Origin of the sequence: Thalassotalea nanhaiensis (genome assembly GCF_031583575.1) — a bacterium.
Taxonomy (GTDB): domain Bacteria; phylum Pseudomonadota; class Gammaproteobacteria; order Enterobacterales; family Alteromonadaceae; genus Thalassotalea_A; species Thalassotalea_A nanhaiensis.
Genome location: NZ_CP134146.1, coordinates 1,565,194 through 1,583,227, shown reverse-complemented (window position 1 = coordinate 1,583,227; position 18,034 = coordinate 1,565,194). Strand labels below are relative to the sequence as shown.

General features: G+C 39.0%; 14 protein-coding genes. 8 read left to right on the top strand and 6 right to left on the bottom strand.

What is annotated here, in order from left to right:
• Positions 1-98 precede the first annotated feature (98 nt).
• The 6 genes from RI845_RS06990 (at position 99) to RI845_RS06965 (ending at position 7,323) form a co-directional block, all read left to right on the top strand.
• Entirely contained in the window at positions 99-506 is a 408-nt protein-coding gene (locus RI845_RS06990; protein ID WP_348389021.1) for a MerR family transcriptional regulator, read from the top strand.
• A 54-nt stretch (positions 507-560) separates the two neighbouring features.
• Positions 561-1,727, top strand: coding sequence for an isovaleryl-CoA dehydrogenase (locus RI845_RS06985; protein WP_348389020.1), 1,167 nt, complete (start codon positions 561-563; stop codon positions 1,725-1,727).
• 223 nt (positions 1,728-1,950) lie between these two features.
• A complete protein-coding gene (locus RI845_RS06980; protein WP_348389019.1) occupies positions 1,951-3,558 on the top strand; it encodes a carboxyl transferase domain-containing protein in 1,608 nt (535 codons plus the stop codon).
• Between the two features lie 9 nt (positions 3,559-3,567).
• Positions 3,568-4,359, top strand: a complete 792-nt coding sequence (locus RI845_RS06975; protein WP_348389018.1) for an enoyl-CoA hydratase/isomerase family protein — start codon at positions 3,568-3,570, stop codon at positions 4,357-4,359.
• Between the two features lie 13 nt (positions 4,360-4,372).
• Complete coding sequence (locus tag RI845_RS06970; RefSeq protein WP_348389017.1) at positions 4,373-6,391, top strand: acetyl/propionyl/methylcrotonyl-CoA carboxylase subunit alpha; 2,019 nt, start codon at positions 4,373-4,375, stop codon at positions 6,389-6,391.
• Positions 6,392-6,393: 2 nt separating this feature from the next.
• Entirely contained in the window at positions 6,394-7,323 is a 930-nt protein-coding gene (locus tag RI845_RS06965) for a hydroxymethylglutaryl-CoA lyase (RefSeq protein WP_348389016.1), read from the top strand.
• 136 nt (positions 7,324-7,459) lie between these two features.
• Here RI845_RS06965 and RI845_RS06960 read toward each other — a convergent pair whose 3' ends face one another.
• Together RI845_RS06960 and RI845_RS06955 are read right to left on the bottom strand one after the other, a co-directional pair.
• Positions 7,460-9,373 (bottom strand): alpha/beta hydrolase family protein, encoded by a 1,914-nt coding sequence (locus RI845_RS06960; RefSeq protein WP_348389015.1) that lies wholly within the window; start codon positions 9,371-9,373, stop codon positions 7,460-7,462.
• A 331-nt stretch (positions 9,374-9,704) separates the two neighbouring features.
• Entirely contained in the window at positions 9,705-10,073 is a 369-nt protein-coding gene (locus tag RI845_RS06955; protein WP_348389014.1) for a hypothetical protein, read from the bottom strand.
• A gap of 639 nt (positions 10,074-10,712) precedes the next feature.
• On the opposite strand from RI845_RS06955, the gene RI845_RS06950 reads away from it, so the two are divergent.
• On the top strand, positions 10,713-11,234 hold the full coding sequence (locus tag RI845_RS06950) for an RNA methyltransferase (RefSeq protein ID WP_348389013.1): 522 nt from the start codon (positions 10,713-10,715) through the stop codon (positions 11,232-11,234).
• A 12-nt stretch (positions 11,235-11,246) separates the two neighbouring features.
• Here the strand turns inward: RI845_RS06950 and upp are convergent, their stop codons facing one another.
• Together upp and RI845_RS06940 are read right to left on the bottom strand one after the other, a co-directional pair.
• Positions 11,247-11,873 carry a uracil phosphoribosyltransferase gene (upp, locus tag RI845_RS06945; RefSeq protein ID WP_348389012.1) on the bottom strand — a complete coding sequence of 209 codons (627 nt, stop codon included), beginning with the start codon at positions 11,871-11,873 and terminating at the stop codon, positions 11,247-11,249.
• Between the two features lie 93 nt (positions 11,874-11,966).
• Entirely contained in the window at positions 11,967-12,611 is a 645-nt protein-coding gene (locus tag RI845_RS06940) for an MBL fold metallo-hydrolase (RefSeq protein WP_348389011.1), read from the bottom strand.
• A gap of 398 nt (positions 12,612-13,009) precedes the next feature.
• Between RI845_RS06940 and RI845_RS06935 the strand changes: the two genes are divergently transcribed.
• Positions 13,010-14,347, top strand: coding sequence for a sodium-dependent transporter (locus RI845_RS06935; RefSeq protein WP_348389010.1), 1,338 nt, complete (start codon positions 13,010-13,012; stop codon positions 14,345-14,347).
• 54 nt (positions 14,348-14,401) lie between these two features.
• Here the strand turns inward: RI845_RS06935 and RI845_RS06930 are convergent, their stop codons facing one another.
• Both RI845_RS06930 and RI845_RS06925 read right to left on the bottom strand, forming a co-directional pair.
• Positions 14,402-15,610: a DNA recombination protein RmuC gene (locus tag RI845_RS06930; protein ID WP_348389514.1), complete on the bottom strand. Its 1,209-nt coding sequence runs from the start codon at positions 15,608-15,610 to the stop codon at positions 14,402-14,404.
• 375 nt (positions 15,611-15,985) lie between these two features.
• On the bottom strand, positions 15,986-18,019 hold the full coding sequence (locus RI845_RS06925; RefSeq protein ID WP_348389009.1) for a S9 family peptidase: 2,034 nt from the start codon (positions 18,017-18,019) through the stop codon (positions 15,986-15,988).
• Positions 18,020-18,034 lie beyond the last annotated feature (15 nt).

Genomic DNA, 18,034 nt, shown 5'->3' with positions numbered 1-18,034 from the left:
TTTTGATAATTGTTAAACAATACTAGCCACCAAAGTTTACCTTTACGTAAACTTCCTCTTTAGATATACTCAAGTCAAACTATTAATCGAATAAGCGTATGGCAACTCAAAAAACAGCAACTTTTTCAATTGGCGAACTCGCTAAAGAATTTGATATTACAACTCGTAGTATTCGTTTTTATGAAGATCAGGGCTTAATCATGCCTGAACGCAGAGGCCAAACTCGCATTTATAATCGACGTGATCGAGTGCGATTAAAATTGATTTTACGTGGTAAACGCTTGGGCTTTTCATTAGCTGAAACAGGTAGACTATTTGAACTGTATGACGCAGACAAAACCAGCACCAGCCAACTGGATACCATCAAACAACTAATTTCAGACAAAAAAACAGCATTAATTCAACAACTCGATGATATTAAAGTGGTGCTGATGGAATTAGATACATTAGAGAAGCGCTGTGAAATGGCGCATAAAGAATTAAACCAAAGCAATAATTTAAACTAAAATAGTACTAACTATTATTTTAAGTACATAAAATACATTTTTAAAGGAACCAGCATGATTTCTACATTTTCATCATTAAACTTCAACTTAGGCGAAACCGTCGACATGATCCGCGACACCGTTAACTCATTTGCTCGCGATGAAATAGCACCTCGTGCTGAACAAATTGATATTGATAATGAATTTCCAGCAGATTTATGGCGTAAATTTGGTGACTTAGGTTTGTTAGGTATGACCGTTGAAGAAGAATATGGCGGTTCAGGCTTAGGCTATTTAGAGCATATGGTTGCAATGCAAGAAATCAGTAGAGCATCAGCATCTGTGGGTTTAAGTTACGGCGCGATGTCTAACCTATGTTTAAATCAGTTACGCAAAAATGGTAGTCACGAACAAAAAATGAAATACCTGCCGAAACTTTGTAGCGGTGAACACATTGGCGCTCTGGCGATGTCAGAGCCTAATGCGGGTTCTGATGTAGTAAGCATGAAATTACGTGCTGACAAAAAAGGTGATAAGTACATTTTAAACGGTAACAAAATGTGGATCACCAATGGTCCTGATGCCAACGTTTACGTAGTTTATGCAAAAACTGATGTGAATGCAGGCTCAAAAGGTATGACCGCGTTTATCGTTGAACGTGACTTCCCTGGATTTTCTCGTCACCAAAAACTTGATAAATTGGGTATGCGTGGTTCTAACACATGTGAATTGGTATTCCAAGATTGTGAAGTGCCTGCAGAAAACATTTTAGGTGAAGAAGGCAAAGGCGTACGTGTATTAATGTCAGGTCTGGATTACGAACGTGTTGTTTTATCAGGTGGACCTTTAGGCATTATGGATGCATGTATGGACTTAGTTGTTCCTTACATTCATGACCGTAAACAATTTGGCCAGTCAATTGGTGAATTCCAACTAGTACAAGGCAAGATTGCCGACATGTACACTCAAATGAATGCAGCAAAATCTTATGCATACATGGTTGCCATGGCATGTGACCGTGGTGAAACAACCCGTAAAGATGCTGCAGCAGTGATTTTATACTCTGCTGAATTAGCAACTCAAATGGCGTTAGATGCTATCCAATTACTTGGTGGTAACGGCTATATTAATGAATTCCCAGCTGGTCGTTTATTACGTGACGCTAAACTATATGAGATTGGTGCTGGTACGTCAGAAATTCGTCGTATGCTTATAGGTCGAGAATTATTTAACGAGTCGTAGAGAAAACGAGAAACTAGAAGAAAGAGACGAGAAACGCAGAGCGTGGATATTAAGGTGAATTGTGTAAAGTTCATTTTCTTCGTTCTTATTCTAAGATCCTGAAACAAGTTCAGGAATACTATTCATTGCTGATAGATGAATTGATAGCCGAGCCGCTGTTATCGTTTCTCGCCTATCGCTTCTTTCTTCTTTATTGTATTAAACAAATTATAAGGTTAGGAACGTGGCTAAAATAACCAGTAAGATTAATGTTCGAAGTCAAGACTTCGCTGATAACGCAGCGCATATGCAAGCACAGGTTGACGACTTAAAAACAAAACTAGACAGTATCAAACTAGGTGGTGGCGAGAAAAGCCGAGAACGCCATTTAAGCCGCGGTAAATTATTACCACGCGACCGTGTTTATAACTTATTAGACTCGGGGTCACCATTTTTAGAGTTTTCACAGCTTGCTGCTAACGATGTCTACAAAGATAATATTCCAGCGGCAGGGATAATTACCGGTATTGGCCGTGTTGGTGGCCAGGAATGTGTCATTGTTGCTAACGACGCTACGGTAAAAGGTGGGACCTATTACCCGCTTACCGTTAAAAAGCATATTCGTGCACAAACTATTGCTTTAGAAAATAACTTACCTTGTATTTACCTAGTCGATTCAGGTGGCGCAAACTTACCAAATCAAGATGATGTATTTCCTGATAGGGAACATTTTGGTCGTATCTTCTTTAACCAAGCGAATATGTCGGCACAAAATATTCCACAAATTGCTGTTGTAATGGGCTCTTGTACAGCGGGTGGTGCTTATGTACCAGCTATGGCTGATGAATCTATTATTGTTAAAGAACAAGGCACGATATTTTTAGCTGGTCCTCCACTGGTTAAAGCGGCAACAGGTGAAGTTGTTAGTGCTGAAGAACTTGGCGGTGCAGATGTACATTGTCGTACATCCGGTGTGTCAGATCACTTGGCTCAAAACGATCACCACGCATTACAAATAGCTCGTCAAACTATTGCAAATTTGAACAGGGTTAAACCAGTTCAAATGAACATTGAGGAAGTTACAGAGCCGAAGTATGACGCGAAAGAGATTTACGGCATTATCCCTAAAGATTCTCGTCAACCTTATGACGTACGTGAAATTATCGCTCGCGTTGTAGATGGCAGTGAATTCGATGAATTTAAAGCCTTATACGGTACAACCCTTGTTTGTGGCTTTGCTCGAATTTTTGGTTACCCTGTAGGCATTGTCGCCAATAACGGCATACTTTTCGGTGAATCTGCGCAAAAAGGCGCTCACTTTGTCGAGCTTTGTGCACAACGAAAAATACCATTAATTTTCTTACAAAATATCACTGGTTTTATGGTGGGTAAACAGTATGAAACCGATGGCATAGCGAAGCATGGTGCTAAAATGGTAACCGCTGTTGCTTGTGCCAAAGTACCTAAGTTTACCGTGCTTATTGGTGGTAGTTTTGGTGCCGGCAATTATGGCATGTGTGGTCGCTCTTATGACCCTCGTTTCTTATTTATGTGGCCAAATGCACGTATTTCAGTAATGGGCGGCGAACAAGCTGCTGGCGTTTTAGCTCAGGTAAAACGTGATCAAAAAGCTAAAGCAGGTGAAGATTGGAGTGTTGAAGCGGAAGCTGAATTTAAACAACCAATAATTGATACCTACGAAAAACAAGGTCACCCTTATTATGCATCAGCCCGTCTTTGGGATGATGGAGTTATTGACCCAAGTGAAACCAGACAAGTACTAGGTTTGGCCATTTCAGCCTCTTTAAATAAAGAAATCGAAGATACACGCTTCGGTATCTTCAGAATGTAAGGTCTGACAATGACTCAAGATAAAGTTTTATTAGAAATAGACGATCGTAATATTGCAACGGTCACCTTAAACAATCCAGATAAGCATAATGCTTTTGATGATGCGGTAATTAATGAGCTTACCAATACCTTTGAGCATATTGCCAGTAATAGCAATGTTCGGGCTATGGTATTAGCTTCAACCGGCAAAAGCTTTTCTGCTGGTGCAGATTTAGGTTGGATGAAGCGAATGGCAAGTTATTCTTATGAAGAAAACTTAACTGACGCCAATGCCTTAGCTAATATGCTTAAAGTTCTTAATTTTATGCCTATGCCAACCATTGCTAAAATTCAAGGTGCAGCTTTTGGCGGCGCGGTTGGTTTAGTGAGCTGTTGTGACATAGCAATTGCCTCAGAAAAAGCGAGCTTTTGTTTAAGTGAAGTAAAGCTCGGTTTGATCCCTGCAACAATTAGCCCTTATGTAGTCAATGCCATGGGGCTCAAAGCATGTCGTCGATATTTTCAAACTGCAGAGCGCTTTTTTGCGAGCAAAGCTGAGCAGATAGGTTTAGTTGATGAAGTCTGCGCTGTTGATGCGCTTGATGATAGTGTTGAAGCTATGCTGACAGTGTTATTGCAAAACAGTCCTGCAGCCGTAAAACAAGCTAAACAGCTTGCCTTTGATGTAGCATATCAGCCAATAAACGATGAATTATTACAAGATACTAGTAAGCGTATTGCCGCAATTCGAGTGTCACAAGAAGGCCAAGAAGGGTTAACTTCATTTTTTGAAAAACGCCCTGCCGCCTGGATAACAAAATAGGATCGATACAACAATGTTTACTAAAATATTAATTGCAAACCGTGGTGAAATTGCTTGTCGCATTATTAAAACAGCTCGTGAAATGGGCATTTTAACTGTTGCCGTTTATTCTGATGCTGATGCCGATTCTTTGCACGTAAATATGGCTGATGAAGCCATACATATCGGTGGTTCTCCTTCTCGAGAAAGTTACTTGATTGGTGATAAAGTTATTGAAGCGGCAAAACGAACTGGTGCCCAAGCCATCCACCCTGGTTATGGTTTCCTATCTGAAAATGCAGACTTTTGTCGAAAATGTGCCAAAGAAAATATTATTTTTATCGGCCCTCCAGTACCAGCAATTGAAGCGATGGGCTCAAAGTCGGCAGCAAAAGTAATTATGGAAAAGGCCAATGTACCTTTAGTGCCTGGTTACCATGGTGACGATCAAAGTCCTGCCATTATCAAAAAAGCAGCCGATGACATGGGCTACCCAGTATTGCTAAAAGCAACTGCCGGTGGTGGTGGTAAAGGTATGCGTCAAGTATGGTCAGAGAGTGAGTTTGACGAAGCATTAGCTGCAGCTAAACGAGAGTCTTTATCATCATTTGGTGATGACACTATGTTAGTTGAGAAGTATTTAACTCAACCTCGTCATGTTGAAATCCAAGTGTTTTGTGATAATCATGACAATGCCGTTTACTTATTTGAACGCGATTGTTCTGTGCAACGTCGTCATCAAAAAGTTATAGAAGAAGCGCCAGCGCCAGGTATGAGCGAAGAGTTGCGTCAGCAAATGGGCGAATCTGCAATTCAGTCAGCAAAAGCAATTGGTTATCAAGGTGCAGGTACTGTTGAGTTCTTACTTGATGTTGACGGTTCATTCTATTTCATGGAAATGAATACACGTTTGCAAGTTGAGCACCCTGTTACAGAAATGATCTCAGGCCAAGATTTAGTTGAATGGCAACTTCGTGTTGCTGCAGGTGAAACTTTGCCGTTAAAACAAAACGAACTTGTGCTTAATGGGCATGCGTTTGAAGCTCGCATTTATGCTGAAGATCCTAATAACGACTTCTTACCCGCAACAGGAAAACTAAGCTATTTGCGCACTCCAGTTGAAAGTGAACATGTGCGTATTGATACTGGTGTTCGCCAAGGTGACGACGTAAGCGTTTTTTATGATCCAATGATTGCGAAATTAATTGTTTGGGGTGAAAACCGTGAGAAAGCCTTACAGTTATTAGCTAAATCTCTAATGGAATACAGGATTCAAGGTGTTACAACTAACATCGATTTCCTTTATAACTTAGCGACAGCAAAACCATTTCAACAAGCTGATTTGGATACCGGTTTCATTGAAAAGCATCATGATTTAATTTTTCATGAAGACGAGAAGACACTTGCTGACGAGCTGCCAATTGCAGCACTCTATTTAGTATTAGCACAAGCTGATAAAGCTAAAAGCATTGCTAAAAACACTAATGATCCACACTCTCCTTGGAATGCAACTAATGCTTGGCGACTCAACGAAGCTCATATTCATGCATTTGAATTAGAGCATAACGATATTATTTATCCAGTCAGTGTTGAAGAAAAGCGTCAAGGCACAAGTACATTTTATTTAATCACTGTTGCAGGACAAACGGTAGATTGTCAGGGCCATATTGATGGTGATACGTTATTTGCTAACGTAAACGGCTATCGCTTTAATGTGACTGTTGGTGAAAATCTTGGTCAATACAGCCTCTTTAGACAAACTGGCGTTATACATTTTACAAAAGTTGAACCCGACTGTGGTGATGCAAGCGTTGATCAAAGCGGTGGCGGACTTACAGCACCAATGAATGGCACAATGGTAACGTTATTGGCTGATGTTGATGAAACTGTTAAAAAAGACCAACCACTGTTGATAATGGAAGCAATGAAAATGGAACATACCATCAGAGCACCTAGCGATGGTAGTGTGACCGAGTTTTACTTCAATGTTGGTGACATGGTTGATGGCGGCGCTGAGTTATTGGCTTTTGCTGCAGCAGATGAGAGTGAATAATCATGACGATTGTAATGAATGGTGCAGGTAACTCCCTGCCTAAACAGGTAAAAGTAGTTGAAGTTGGACCTAGAGATGGACTGCAAAACGAAGCTAAATTGATCAGTGCAGAAGATAAAATTGCTCTTATAGAGCAATTAGCCAATGCAGGTGTTAGTTATATCGAAAGTGGTAGTTTTGTATCGCCCAAATGGGTGCCGCAAATGGCGACATCAACGGATGTGTTCAATTGTATAAACCGTCAATCAAGTGTGACATATGCCGCCTTAACGCCTAATTTAAAAGGTTTTGAAGGTGCCATCGCGGTTAATGCTGACGAAGTTGCGATTTTTGGTGCGGCTTCAGAATCATTCAGCCAAAAAAATATTAATTGCTCTATTGATGAATCGTTAGAGCGTTTTATACCCGTTATTTCTGCCGCTAAAGAGCATGGTTTAAGAGTACGTGGTTACGTTTCTTGTGTAGTAGGCTGTCCTTACGAGGGTGATATAGAGCCAGAGCAAGTAGCAAAGGTTGCTAAAAAGTTGTTTGATATGGGCTGCTATGAAATATCACTTGGCGATACCATAGGCGTGGGCACTGTGCATTCTGTAAAAGCGATGCTCGATGCTGTTAGCAAGCAGGTGCCAATAGATAAACTAGCGGTACATTTTCATGATACTTACGGTCAGGCGCTAACCAATATTTTCGCCGCCTTAAGTTGTGGGATAAGTGTGGTTGATTCTGCCGTGGCTGGCCTTGGTGGTTGCCCATATGCGAAAGGCGCATCAGGTAACGTTGCTACTGAAGATGTGGTGTATTTGCTCAACGGATTAGGCATTGATCACGGCATTGACTTTGAAAAGCTACTACAAGCGGGTTGGTTTATTTCAGATAAATTAGATAAAGCCCCTATTTCAAAAGTGTCGAATGCGATGCGTGCCAAAAAATAGCCGCACTTCTTGTCACCTTATGACTGTCTGAATACAGATATATAAGATCACCTAATAGAGCTTATTCCAAATTAAAACGTCTTATATTGCAGTAATATAAGGCGTTTTTTAATAATAGATAGCTAAGCTTAATAACTTAAATATTCTCTTTAATAAACTTATCAATGGCTTTAAGCGCTTTCATTCTATTTTTAGCATTACTGAGATGATGATCACCTTCCTCTAATTCAACGAAAGTTACATTTTTGTTGGCATCTTCCAACTCATCGAACATATCTTCAGATTGGCTTAATGGTACTATTTGATCTCGTTCGCCATGAATTAATAAAATTGGGGTCACAACATCTTTAACATAATTAATTGGTGATATTTTTTCTAAATGATCTTCTTTAACATCACCTTTAGAGATGACATCTTGCCAATAAGACACCACCCAATGGTCATCGCCATGATCGCGCTCTTCAGTTTCCAACATTTGTTCTACATCAGATACGCCATTAATGGATATCACGCACTTATATAAATTTGGCGTAAAGGTTGCACCAGATAACGCTGCGTAACCACCGTAACTACTCCCAACAATACAAACACGATTTTTGTCAATCCGTCCCTTTGCAGCTAGGTCGTTGACCGCATCAGTTAAATCGTTTTGCATTTTACGCCCCCACTCGCCACGCCCTTTTTGTTGATGTTCAGGGCCAAAGCCTTTTGAGCCTCTAAATTGCGGCTGAATCACTAAATACCCCTGACTAGCAAAGTACTGAGTCATCCAATCAAAACCAAGTTTATCGTAAGATTCTGGTCCGCCATGAGGAAGCATAATTGCAGGAAGATTTTTAGCCGGTTGACCAATAGGTGTAGTAATAAGTGTAGGAATGGTTAAACCGTCACGCGCTTGAAAACTATACTCTGTTACAGGATGAACAGCTTCTACGGGAATATCTGGTCGTGCTGCCGCCAACATGCCCAATGATCCATTTTGATATAGTACATAATCTCCAGAGCTCATTTCACCATCCATATAAAACACCATGCTGCTCCAATCAGGCGTGTAGTCATTAATATTAAAGGTGTTATTTGGTAAAGCTTTTTTAAGGCCACGCATACGTGCATTAAGTTTTTTGTCAAAAAACTCATAGGTAGGCGTAAAGCCAGAATAGCGCACACCATGAACTACTCTATGTATATCCGTCAGAACCTGCTCTACGTCTTTATCTTTGTGACTAAAAATAGGCTCAGAAATGCTGCCGTCACTAAGAGACATAGTATAATAAGCCCAACGACCATGTTCATCGTCTTGGCTGAGCATCACTAAACTTTTTCTATCGGGTGTTAGGCCACTAAACCCTTTAGTTCGATAAGGTGTTTCTTGACGAAATATTTCTTGCCAGTCTCCGTCTATTAAAGCTTCAATGCGGTGTAAATCATTTTCATTGTTATAGCGTTCTCTAGCAAGGACTTCGCCATTTTCATCCAAAAAAAAGTCTATCGTGTCAGAGGTGCCTTTTCGGTAAACTCTAGGTTTTCTTGGTTTGTCTAAATTTACTTTATACAAATTATAAGAGCCAAGATTTTTCCAAGCAGGCATATATGCGTACTTTTTATCAGAAGAGATCCCAATTATATTCCCTAATTGTGATTGCCCTGAATATATTCCATAGCCTTGAGTTAAAAGTTGATGGATTTTTTTGGTGTTTAAGTTATACGCAAATGCTGCACTTATATCGTGCCTTCCTCTGTAGCCACGTATACGTTTATTTTTTGACACCACAAAAATCAATCGTTCATTGTCAATAAAGTAAACATTGTCAGGTTTCACTGTAGATACATCAACTGCAGCCAACGCTGCACCAGTTTTTAAATCTATAATCATCATGATATCTCTACCATTGGAGGTATCGCGGTAAGCCATTCGCTCAGCGTTTGGCGAGATCACCATCATACTTTTACTTGGTAGCTTTCCATAAGCTTCCAAAGGAACCTCTTTTGGTTGTGCGTATAAATCAAAGGGTGTGACTAAAATCATGATGAGAAAAATTAAAGAGCGCATAATACTATCCGTGTTTATTATTTATTATTGTCTGACTAGATTATTTTAATTGGAGTTTTGTAAACATATTCAATACGTTAAAGTAAAATATTGCATGTTTATATCCAATTATCAATATGCACTGTTAATAGTATTAATGAATTGATATTAAATTGAAGATAAATTGATGGTTATAAATGAAGGGAGGAATTTACCCATTCTCTTATAAGGTGTTAACAATCAGATATTCACCTCTGAATAAGAAGAGGTAAAGGTTCGCTAATTACTTTAGAGTTCTTTCTTATAATACTTCAGGGTAATCGCCTTGCCACCGAATGTGTAGTTTTCTCTGTTAAATCTCATGCACTACATGTAACTCAGGTAAATCTAACTCAAATAACGCTTTGTTATTTACAATTGTAAAAGGCCATTGTTCAGTCACTTTATCAAAGTGCTGTATGTCTTCAAAATCATAAAAAGAATCCCAACGATAACCGACTTTAACTTCACCAGATAATTGCTCAAGATTAGTCGTAGCCACTTCAAATGTCTCCATTTTTACTTGTGCTCTATCGCAATATTGCTGCGCTACTCTGGTCATACGTTCATGAAACTTAAGTTTGTTGATAACTAAATTTTCAGTAATTACTTTGGATATTGTATGTTTACAATTTAGATCATGACCAAATAAATTTACTTCTATTGTTAGTTTTTGACTCATTAAAAAGCGCTCTATGCTTATACCAACTTCATTTAATAATGGCGTTAGCGTTATTATTGAGTACGGATCTTAACAAAGTTCCAACTGCAAATGAAAGCCATTTGTAATATTACACACTCGATTACAGCATTAATTACATAATAATAATATTTATAAAATATCTGGAAAATATAATTACTGATGAAATTGTTAAAACGTCTCTTAAATAGTATCAATTTCAGCAACTTAAATAATTTCATTATTATTATGTTTTATTGATAACTTTCCCAAGGTTGCCTTTTAAAATTATTATATAGGATGAATGTTGCGTTGTTATGGAGCTGGTATATGTTTACCGAGCAAAAGTTTTTAGCGTTTATGGTGGTAACTTTTATTACAGTTATCAGCCTGTCTATGTCGAAAGCATTTGCCTGCTCAGAAGCAGTTTTCTCTTCAAATTCCCCCATGGTAGTGGTGGTAACTAACCGATAATGTTAGTAAACGGTTAAGAGCAGAGCCTTTCTGCTCTTTTTTTTGTCTATTAGTAAATTGATAAAGTTTGTTAATCAATTTCTTTTAGGTTTGTTCGCTCTTAAAATTTCTATATAATCCCCTTTTCATTATACGTGTCCCCCTGACTCAAACTTTATTAGGTAACATATGACAAACAAAGCAACTATCGGCTTAACGAACCCTAAAAGCCCAAGTAATGTAGGCGCTGTTATGCGTGCAAGTGGTTGTTACCAAGTAAGCTCTGTTTTCTACGACGGCGGGCGCTATGCTTTTGCGAAAAAATTTCATACAGATACTCAAAATGCATTATTGAATATTCCATTAGTTGAAACTAAACGATTATTAGATGTTGTGCCGCAAGGCGCGAAGATTGTATGTGTAGATTTGGTTGAAGGCGCTGTCGCCCTTCCAGATTTTGAACACCCTGAAAATGCATATTATATATTTGGCCCTGAAGATGGCACGATTGAGCAAGAGGTGATCGATAACGCAGATTCGGTAGTATACATACCTACCATAGGTTGTATGAATTTAGCCGCGACAGTAAATGTAGTTTTATACGACCGATTGGCCAAATCTACAACTAGAATTGGCGGTGACGAACTTATTAGAGAAAGCCGTGATACGAACAATACCGCAAAGGTAAAAGTGCAAGACCCTATAGCCTAGTAACAAGCTTGATCACTTGGTGCCAAATATTTTATCACCTGCATCACCAAGCCCAGGTATGATATAGCCATGCTCATTCAAATGTTCATCAATAGAGGCGGTATATAAATCAATATCCGGGTGCTTTTCTTCTAGCGCTTTAATTCCTTCTGGCGCAGCAACCAGCACTAAAGCGACAATATGTTTACAACCCCGCTCTTTCAACAAATCGATTGTCGCTATCATCGAGCCCCCCGTTGCAAGCATAGGATCAATAACCAAAGCTAGTCGTTCATCAATTTCAGCAACCAGCTTTTCAAAATAGACTACTGGTTCAAGGGTTTCTTCATTTCGATACATACCAACAACTGAAATTAATGCGTTTGGGATCAGCCGTAAAACGCCATCCATCATTCCCAATCCAGCACGTAATATTGGAACAATGGTGACTTTTTTGCCTTTTATTTGTTGTACTGAAACTCGGCCATTCCAACTATTAATACTGATTTCTTCAAGTTCGAAATTTTTGGATGCTTCATAGGTTAATAAGCTACCAACTTCAGCGACTAACTCACGAAAGTCTTTCGTGCTTACATCGGCAACACGCATTAAGCCCAGTTTATGCTTTACTAATGGATGATTTACTTCAATAACGTTCATAATATTCCAGTATGTTTTTGCACATAGTCTTTAATATTATGGTTAATAAATAAAATTTTGTTAGGCTAAATAACAATTACTCAGTAGCTGCGTTTACCTTACACCTTCACCGACATAAGGATTACTACGACGCTCTTCACCAAAGGTACCCATTGGGCCATGACCTGGAATAAATCTAACGTCATCACCTAATGGCCATAAATTGGTTTTAATTGAGTTTACTAATGTTGTTTGGCAGCCTTTTGGAAAGTCTGTACGACCTATAGAGCCTCTAAAGAGTACATCGCCAACTTGCGCAAGTTTGGCTGCTTTGCTGAAAAATATCACATGCCCTGGCGTATGACCCGGACAAAAATAAACGTCTAATGTTTCTTGGCCAACGGTTACGGTGTCGCCCTGCTCTAACCAGCGGTTTGTTTTAAATACCCTTGCCTGTGGAAAACCAAATTGTTGGATCTGCTGAGGAAAGATATCTATCCAAAACTGATCTTCTTTATGTGGACCTTCAATAGGTAAATGTAGTTTATCGGCAATATCTTGTGTTCCACCAGCATGATCAACATGTGCGTGCGTTAACAGCAATTTGGTAAGCGTTACACCTTCACTTGCAGCTTCAGCGAGTAATTTTTCCGACTCACCACCGGGATCAATCAATGCGCCTTCCATCGTTTGATCGCACCAAATTAATGTGGCATTTTGTTGAAACTGGGTTACGGGAATTATTTTAAACTGCAGCATACTTAATAAACTTTAAAATTAACGACTGGACCTATGATAAGCAGTGTTATCGGCAGTTTCCAGTGCATTTTTCTCTAATAACGATTTATTAAGGGCTATTTCACAATTTCACTTGCCAAACCTTTAAAAAGCTAGGTAAGCTTGAATACTCAAACCACCCAAATATACAGTTTCAGGACGCTTCAATAAAACAGATGAAATGAAGCTAATGTTTACTTCGCCGCCCCCAAAAGGCTGTTTTAGAAAAGTTCTATACTGCATTATTGATTTTGACAAGGGAAAAACCATTCTCTACAATCAATGCCTTGTCTACAACATTTCTAATTCCAGCTGAATCCTTCATATTAAGGTGGCTTGGGTATTAATAAAAACAATAATAATAAAGAAGAATCAACTTTATGAGTACAATGCGAGATTCCTTTCAATCCCGAATAGGGTTTATTTTAGCGGCAGCTGGCTCTGCGATAGGCTTAGGCAACATATGGGGATTTCCAACACAAGCAGCAAATAATGGCGGTGGCGCTTTTGTATTCGTGTACCTTATTGTGACCGTATTATTAGCTTTACCAGCCTTATATGCGGAAATGTATATAGGTAACCAAACTCAAAAAAATCCTGTCGGCGCTTTGCAAGATGCCTGTGAAGGGGTTTCTCGTAATTTAGGTAAATACGCTGGGTTATTTGGCTTGTTAGGCGCCATTTTAATGCTTAGTTTTTACACCATAGTTGCAGGTTGGATGCTTGCGCATGCATTATCTCCCCTGATGGATTTGTTCGGATTTACTGATGCTGCGACGTGGCTTGGTGAATCAAGCCACGCTCGAAACTTAGCATTCACACCAGTATTTATAATTTTAGGTGCCTTGATCATTAATCAAGGTGTTAGTAAGGGTATCGAACGCTGGTCAAGTCGATTAATGCCAATTTTATTTGTGCTACTTATCGGCTTAATTATCTATATATTACAACAACCTGGTGCAAGTGAAGGGGTTGCGATGTACTTGCAGCCCGATTTTAGCCAGTTGCGAGATCCTATGCTGATCATTTCAGCCATGGGACAAGCGTTCTTTTCATTATCCATTGGTGTTGGTGGGATGATGGTTTACGGCTCTTACATGAAAAAGAATGCCAATATGGGCCAACTGGTACTGTCTATTGGTGCACTTGATACATTGATTGCATTTCTTGCAGGTTTATTGATTATCCCAACCTTGTTTGTCGCTCAACATTTGGGCTTAGAAGTATTTTCCGGTGACAAGCTTATTGGTGGACCACAATTAATATTCTCGGTATTACCAACTTTGTTTGATTCTATGGGAGATATTGGTGTTTATGTCGCGTTGGTATTTTTCTCTTTGATGTCTATGGCAGCGCTAACCTCAACATTATCCTCTACCGAAGTGCCCGTTGCTTACTTAGTTGAAGATAAGAATTGTTCACGAACGAAAGCAACAGTATTAGTATCGCTTATTGTTTTAATTGCTTGTATGAGCATAGTTTATAATTTTGATAGCTTGTTTGGCCTTGTTATTACTTGGGTAAATACCTTTCAACTACCAATAATGGGCTTGTTTTACTTTATCGTTGTAGGCTGGATTTGGAAGCGCGGTAATCAACTTACCGACCAAGCATTACTGGCTAGTAAGCCTTCATTAAGGCTTTGGGGTAACTATTTACGTTTTGTTTGCCCTATCTTACTTTCTATCGTATTTATCAACGTACTGATGGCATTATAAAAATATAATAAGTTGCAGATCTAAATTAAGTCTAACTTAGATCTGCTGCTATCTTTATTCAGTTATCTTTTCTCTTTCATCATCTTTTAAATCTACTTGTTCGATTTTCTCAAAACGGCCTGATATTTTATTCGCGGACGTATGGATAAGTTTTACATCACTCGCCGCTTGATCAATGTGTTTTGCCAGGTTATCAAACCTGGTTCTGAAACGCCCAAAATCAGCGCCTAAATGCGATAGGTGCTCTTGTATTAAATGGATCTGTTTGCGTGTAGCTTCATCTTTTAACACTGACCTTGCCGTGGTTAATATCGCCATAAGCGTCGTTGGAGAAGATAACCACACGCGCTTTTTATGAGCTTCTTCAACCAACTCAGGGTAATGAGCATGGATCTCAGCAAAAATGGCTTCAGCGGGAATAAACATCACTGCACCATCGGCAGTTTCATTATCAATTAGATATTTATCACTAATATCATTGATGTGTTTTTTAATATCTACTTTAAACTGACGCTCAGCAAGTTTTCTGTCACTATCACCCAGTTCGTTATCAGTCATTTTTTTGTAACTTTCTAACGGGAACTTTGAATCGATAACTACGTTACCAGTAGGTTTAGGTAAAAATAAAATACAGTCAGCAATTTTCCCATTAGACAATGTATGTTGAATAGAGAAATGTTTTTCAGGTAATACATTGCGAATAAGTGCATTAAGCTGAACTTCACCAAAGGCGCCACGTGATCGCTTGTCAGCTAACACTTCTTGCAAGCTAACCACATTAGTAGACAGCTCGGTTATTTTCTTCTGAGCGTCGTCTATTAACGCTAAACGCTTGAGAATATCGTTAAAGGTTTTAGTCGTTTTATCAAAGCCATCAGTTAAACGTTTTTCAACCCCGGCAGAAATATCCTGTAAGCGCTTATCGGTGCTTTGCGTAAGTTCGGTCATGCGCTTGGCCATAACGTCAGAATTGTTCGCTAAAGACTTTGCCAATTCTTCTCTACTTTCTTTAGTTGTTTTACTTAAATGAGCGATAAGTTGGTTAATGGCAAACATTTGGTTTTTATTAAATTGTTCTTTGTGTTCATTTAACTGCTGCATTAATTTCATTTGCAGTTCACTACTTGAGCTTTCTAAGTTGCTGCGTAATTTTTGCTGCTGGCTAAACATTAGCTGTTGTTGTTCTTGCCACTGCTTGAGGCGGTCCTGCACCACAGTTGTTTCTTTACTTTGTTGATGTAATAAAGCAGACAAACCTGACACTTTACTCAGGAGAGCAACACAAAAAAGGCAAAGGATAATTAATAGAGAAAGGGTAATAAGGCTGAAATATGGAATTTCGATCATAGGGCTTCTTAATTGTTATTAGTACTGTATATTATCACAGTTCATTTAACCCTAAGTCATCGCTATGGTCAAGTAAGTAAATTATAGCGCTTTGTATAATATTGTTTTCGAAGGCAAAAATCTTACCACTCAAACCTTGGCTTTATTTATCAATTAATAAAGGATTGGGGATTACGTCCGAACGAATTCGGACCAACTATTTCCAGGAGTGGCAAAAAAAATCCCAGCAGAGCTGGGATTTTTACCTAATATTATATGGTTCGCTTAATTAAGCTCAGCGATAAACGTTACTTACTTTTCGTTTGCTGGTTTAATGTATTTTTCCATCCAAACAAAAATTTCTCGATACCATTCTTTTAGATTATCAGGGTTGCGAATATGATGATCTTCATCAGGGAACATCACTAAACGAGAATCAATCCCTTTACGCTGTAACGTTGTAAACGCCCCTAAGCTTTGACCATAAGGTACACGGTAATCAAGTTCACCTTGAATAACTAGCATTGGCATTTTCCAGTTATCAACAAAGCGCGATGGGTCAAACTTTGAATACTCTTCTTCTTTCTCCCAATATGGACCACCAAAATCATGCTCTGGGAACCACAGTTCTTCAGTCACATTATAAAAGCTCTTCATATCAAATAAACCGGCGTGGTTAACGATACATTTGAAGCCATCAGACCAATTACCCATGATCCAGTTCATCATGTAACCGCCGTATGATGCACCTAAGGCACAAGCATTATCACGGTCTAACCAAGCATTTTTCTCAGTAACGTAATCCATGCCTTTTTGTAAATCTTCAAGTGGTTTACCGCCCCAGTCATGAGAGATTGAGTCAGTGAACGCTTGCCCATAACCGGTTGAACCATGGAAATCGACCATAACAACACCGTAGCCCTGTGCAGCCCAAAGCTGTGCATTCCAACGGTAGTGGAACATATTACCAAAGCTACCTTGTGGGCCACCATGTACTAAAAATGCAATTGGGTATTTTTCACCTTCTTTAAAGTTTGCCGGCTTTACGATATAACCGTGAACATCTTCGTTGTTCCAACCTTTAAATTTAAACTGTTCAAAGTCACCTAGAGCAATGTCAGCTAAATTAGCTTTATTCACATGTGTTAACTGTTTAAAGCCGTAACCATCTTTATTAATGGTAAAGATATCACTCGGATTACCTAGGTTATGACGAGTAAAATATAATGCGTCGCCAGCTATTGAAACATTACCCGCATAGCCTTGATTATAAATAGGTGTTACATCACCAAACTGTAAGTCGATTTCAAAAATAGATTGTTGACCAACGTCTTGCGCAATTGCGATTACACTGCGGTTATCACTACCAAACTGAAAACTAGAAATAGAGCGGTCCCATAAAGGCGCCACGTCTTTTACTTCTTTAGTGCGTAAGTCTTTAACTTGCAGGCTAAATTTATCAGACTCATACACTGGGGTTTTCATTGCTTTATACGCTAAATAACGACCATCGGCAGAATAAACAGGCATTGCATCCCATGCTTTGTTATCTACTGTTAGGTTTGTAATTTCTTTTGAGTCTAAGTTTACTTCAAAGATATCCCAGTTAGTTGTCCACGCGTGATCAACGCCTGGTACTTTTGCAGAAAAAGCGACACTTTTACCATTTGGATTGAATGAAACTTGGCTCATTCCAGCAAAATCAGTGTTCCAATCAGCCATTAAGTCAACAGCGTCAGTGGTCAATTTGCCTTTTTGTAAATCAGCGACAAATAAATGGCTATTAAATTGATCAAGCCAAACATCCCAGTGACGAACCATTAATTGATCGTAAGCACGAGTGTTATGTTTTTTTGCTGCTTGTGCTGCAAATGCATCGACTGAACATTTAAATGTTTTACAACCAGGTAAAACCGTAAATGCCAACGCCACTTTTGCTTCATCACTTGATAATTTAAAGCCTTCTACCGATAGTGGGAAATCAGTTAATTGCACTGCCTCACCACCAGTTGTTGGCATAAACCAAACTTGGCTTTTACCACTACGGCCAGACAGAAAGTAAACTCCTTTGCCATCTTTTGCCCAAACTACTGAAGACTCACTAGCCTTATTGCTGGTTAGTTGGCTTACAGCGCCAGATTTTACATCTTGCAGCCAAAGGTGATTAGTGCCCTTCTCTTGGCCTTTCTTAATGCCATATACGAGTTGAGAGCCATCAGGTGATACTTTCACGTTATGTACTTGATTCAAACTGTTAAGTTTTTCTACCGTTAAAATTTCAGCACTAACACTAGTGGCTAAGGGGATTGCAGTTAGCACTGCAATTTTTAAGTATTTACTTATCATAATTTTCTCTTATTC

What these genes read in the sequence shown, in the direction of transcription:
- RI845_RS06990 (WP_348389021.1), top strand. Translation starts at nt 99, where the DNA reads ATGGCAACTCAAAAAACAGCAACTTTTTCAATTGGCGAACTCGCTAAA.
- RI845_RS06985 (WP_348389020.1), top strand. Translation starts at nt 561, where the DNA reads ATGATTTCTACATTTTCATCATTAAACTTCAACTTAGGCGAAACCGTC.
- RI845_RS06975 (WP_348389018.1), top strand. Translation starts at nt 3,568, where the DNA reads ATGACTCAAGATAAAGTTTTATTAGAAATAGACGATCGTAATATTGCA.
- RI845_RS06970 (WP_348389017.1), top strand. Translation starts at nt 4,373, where the DNA reads ATGTTTACTAAAATATTAATTGCAAACCGTGGTGAAATTGCTTGTCGC.
- RI845_RS06965 (WP_348389016.1), top strand. Translation starts at nt 6,394, where the DNA reads ATGACGATTGTAATGAATGGTGCAGGTAACTCCCTGCCTAAACAGGTA.
- RI845_RS06960 (WP_348389015.1), bottom strand. Translation starts at nt 9,373, where the DNA reads ATGCGCTCTTTAATTTTTCTCATCATGATTTTAGTCACACCCTTTGAT.
- RI845_RS06955 (WP_348389014.1), bottom strand. Translation starts at nt 10,073, where the DNA reads ATGAGTCAAAAACTAACAATAGAAGTAAATTTATTTGGTCATGATCTA.
- RI845_RS06950 (WP_348389013.1), top strand. Translation starts at nt 10,713, where the DNA reads ATGACAAACAAAGCAACTATCGGCTTAACGAACCCTAAAAGCCCAAGT.
- upp (WP_348389012.1), bottom strand. Translation starts at nt 11,873, where the DNA reads ATGAACGTTATTGAAGTAAATCATCCATTAGTAAAGCATAAACTGGGC.
- RI845_RS06940 (WP_348389011.1), bottom strand. Translation starts at nt 12,611, where the DNA reads ATGCTGCAGTTTAAAATAATTCCCGTAACCCAGTTTCAACAAAATGCC.
- RI845_RS06935 (WP_348389010.1), top strand. Translation starts at nt 13,010, where the DNA reads ATGAGTACAATGCGAGATTCCTTTCAATCCCGAATAGGGTTTATTTTA.
- RI845_RS06925 (WP_348389009.1), bottom strand. Translation starts at nt 18,019, where the DNA reads ATGATAAGTAAATACTTAAAAATTGCAGTGCTAACTGCAATCCCCTTA.